Below are 3,391 nucleotides of genomic sequence, written 5' to 3'. Positions count from 1 at the left end.
AAATCCAGGCGCCGAGGTCGTCCCACGAAAGAGGGATTGGACTGGGCGTCGGTTTTTGTCGCTCTTTGACATTGTTGGTTTAGATGAAGGGACATGTGGGCGGCGGCTCCGGGTCTGATATCCTCAGGGTATCGGGTGCTCGGTTAAAGCCAAGCCTGGCTTGCATGTCTCTGTTACTTATCCACAGTAATAGTATTTGTGCAGGTTGGGCTCCCTGAGATGCTTCGCGCTGGTCCTGGTTATTCCACTGGGGTTGGCGTGGTGACATAAACTTGAGAGTTTGATCATGGCTCAGAACGAACGCTGGCGGCATGCCTAACACATGCAAGTCGAACGAGATCTTCGGATCTAGTGGCGCACGGGTGCGTAACGCGTGGGAATCTGCCCCTTGGTTCGGAATAACAGTTAGAAATGACTGCTAATACCGGATGACGACGTAAGTCCAAAGATTTATCGCCGAGGGATGAGCCCGCGTAGGATTAGCTAGTTGGTGTGGTAAAGGCGCACCAAGGCGACGATCCTTAGCTGGTCTGAGAGGATGATCAGCCACACTGGGACTGAGACACGGCCCAGACTCCTACGGGAGGCAGCAGTGGGGAATATTGGACAATGGGCGAAAGCCTGATCCAGCAATGCCGCGTGAGTGATGAAGGCCTTAGGGTTGTAAAGCTCTTTTACCCGGGATGATAATGACAGTACCGGGAGAATAAGCTCCGGCTAACTCCGTGCCAGCAGCCGCGGTAATACGGAGGGAGCTAGCGTTGTTCGGAATTACTGGGCGTAAAGCGCACGTAGGCGGCTTTGTAAGTTAGAGGTGAAAGCCTGGAGCTCAACTCCAGAATTGCCTTTAAGACTGCATCGCTCGAATCCGGGAGAGGTGAGTGGAATTCCGAGTGTAGAGGTGAAATTCGTAGATATTCGGAAGAACACCAGTGGCGAAGGCGGCTCACTGGACCGGTATTGACGCTGAGGTGCGAAAGCGTGGGGAGCAAACAGGATTAGATACCCTGGTAGTCCACGCCGTAAACGATGATAACTAGCTGTCCGGGGACTTGGTCTTTGGGTGGCGCAGCTAACGCATTAAGTTATCCGCCTGGGGAGTACGGCCGCAAGGTTAAAACTCAAATGAATTGACGGGGGCCTGCACAAGCGGTGGAGCATGTGGTTTAATTCGAAGCAACGCGCAGAACCTTACCAGCGTTTGACATGGTAGGACGACTGGCAGAGATGCCTTTCTTCCCTTCGGGGACCTACACACAGGTGCTGCATGGCTGTCGTCAGCTCGTGTCGTGAGATGTTGGGTTAAGTCCCGCAACGAGCGCAACCCTCGCCTTTAGTTACCATCATTTAGTTGGGTACTCTAAAGGAACCGCCGGTGATAAGCCGGAGGAAGGTGGGGATGACGTCAAGTCCTCATGGCCCTTACGCGCTGGGCTACACACGTGCTACAATGGCAACTACAGTGGGCAGCAATCCCGCGAGGGTGAGCTAATCTCCAAAAGTTGTCTCAGTTCGGATTGTTCTCTGCAACTCGAGAGCATGAAGGCGGAATCGCTAGTAATCGCGGATCAGCATGCCGCGGTGAATACGTTCCCAGGCCTTGTACACACCGCCCGTCACACCATGGGAGTTGGATTCACCCGAAGGCGTCGCGCTAACCGCAAGGAGGCAGGCGACCACGGTGGGTTTAGCGACTGGGGTGAAGTCGTAACAAGGTAGCCGTAGGGGAACCTGCGGCTGGATCACCTCCTTTCTAAGGATAGCGGCGGTTAAGCGCCTGGTCCCAACCTTCGGGTTCTGACCGGGAAGAGCTTCCTCCCATTCCAAAGAACATTGCCGCCGTCCTCATGTCCCTTCATCGTCTGGATATCCTCTCCCATGAGAGGATACTGCCTGAGCTGGCTCACGCCGCCCGCGGCCTTTATGGCTGGTTCGGGTTGCAGATGGGCCGGTAGCTCAGGTGGTTAGAGCGCACGCCTGATAAGCGTGAGGTCGTAGGTTCAACTCCTACTCGGCCCACCATCTGTCAGTATTGGGGCCTTAGCTCAGCTGGGAGAGCGGTTGCTTTGCAAGCATCAGGTCATCGGTTCGATCCCGATAGGCTCCACCACTGCGCAGCCGGCGAGACGCGCAAGCAAAGCTTGCAGCGCACACCGGCAAGCACGGCCAGCCTAGCTGCAAGCTAGGTCTGACGACGCGGCTTTGCCGCGGCGTGGTTAAGCTCTGACAGTCCAGAAGATGAAGACACGAGATCCTCGCGTGCAAGCGCGAGGTATTGGGCCGCGACGGCCCTCTTTGACATTGTGAATGGGTTCTTAAAATCGATGCCGTGGCGGTATGGGTTTGAGACGATAGGATCGCGAGAAGCGGTTCGCTGAGAGCTTCGGCTCGATGCGATCTGGCTACGTCGGTTCGAGCGGCTCTTTTCATATCACTACAATAATCTGGCTGAGATTTATCATCCACATCAGCTGAGCCGCTCGGCGGCACGCTTCATGCGTGTCGACGAAGGGCCAGATCAAAACCACGTAACGCTGCTCTGCCGAGTTTCGTGTCGTTCTCCTGACGGAGACGATCCAGCGTTGTCGTTGGTGGTGTGGACTCTCAAGCGTGAGGTAAGGGCAATTCGTGGATGCCTTGGCATGTACAGGCGATGAAGGACGTGGCACGCTGCGATAAGCGTCGGTGAGGTGTGAGCAACCTTTGACCCGACGATTTCCGAATGGGGAAACCCACCTATCCCGATTATTTCTTCCCGGTTCGCCGGTCGGAGGTAATCAGGAAGAAGGTATCATGAAACTGAATACATAGGTTTCGTGAAGCGAACCCGGGGAACTGAAACATCTCAGTACCTGGAGGAAAAGACATCAACCGAGATTCCGTTAGTAGTGGCGAGCGAACGCGGACCAGGCCAGTGCCTTTTGTTCAACTAGCAGAACGATCTGGAAAGTTCGGCCGTAGCGGGTGACAGCCCCGTATGCGAAAGTGAGACAAGAGGACTTGAGTAGGGCGGGACACGTGTAATCCTGTCTGAATATAGGGGGACCACCCTCTAAGCCTAAATACTCGTACATGACCGATAGCGAACTAGTACCGTGAGGGAAAGGTGAAAAGCACCCCGATGAGGGGAGTGAAACAGTACCTGAAACGGATTGCCTACAAGCAGTTGGAGGGTCCTTGAGGCCTGACAGCGTACCTCTTGCATAATGGGTCTGTGACTTAATGTTTCAAGCAAGCTTAAGCCGATAGGTGTAGGCGCAGCGAAAGCGAGTCTGAATAGGGCGACATAGTTTGAAGTATTAGACCCGAAACCCGGCGATCTAGGCATGACCAGGATGAAGGTGCGGTAACACGCACTGGAGGTCCGAACCGATTAACGTTGAAAAGTTAC

Annotated in this window: 2 tRNA genes and 2 rRNA genes (1 of these 4 only partly in view); all 4 read left to right on the top strand. The window is 54.6% G+C overall.

Annotated features, from left to right (window positions below):
- The first annotated feature begins 268 nt into the window (after positions 1-268).
- Positions 269-1,753, top strand: a 16S ribosomal RNA gene (locus BMX36_RS20995).
- Between the two features lie 192 nt (positions 1,754-1,945).
- A tRNA-Ile gene (locus BMX36_RS20990) sits at positions 1,946-2,022 on the top strand.
- Positions 2,023-2,034: 12 nt separating this feature from the next.
- A tRNA-Ala gene (locus tag BMX36_RS20985) sits at positions 2,035-2,110 on the top strand.
- A 495-nt stretch (positions 2,111-2,605) separates the two neighbouring features.
- Positions 2,606-3,391 (top strand): 23S ribosomal RNA (locus BMX36_RS20980); it runs 2,005 nt beyond the window's last position.
- The 16S and 23S rRNA genes sit together here with 2 tRNA genes alongside, the layout of an rRNA operon.

This window comes from Sphingomonas sp. OV641 (assembly GCF_900109205.1).
Classification (GTDB): domain Bacteria; phylum Pseudomonadota; class Alphaproteobacteria; order Sphingomonadales; family Sphingomonadaceae; genus Sphingomonas.
The sequence above is the reverse complement of the archived record's forward strand: the minus strand, read 5'-3'. Positions and strand labels throughout refer to the sequence as shown.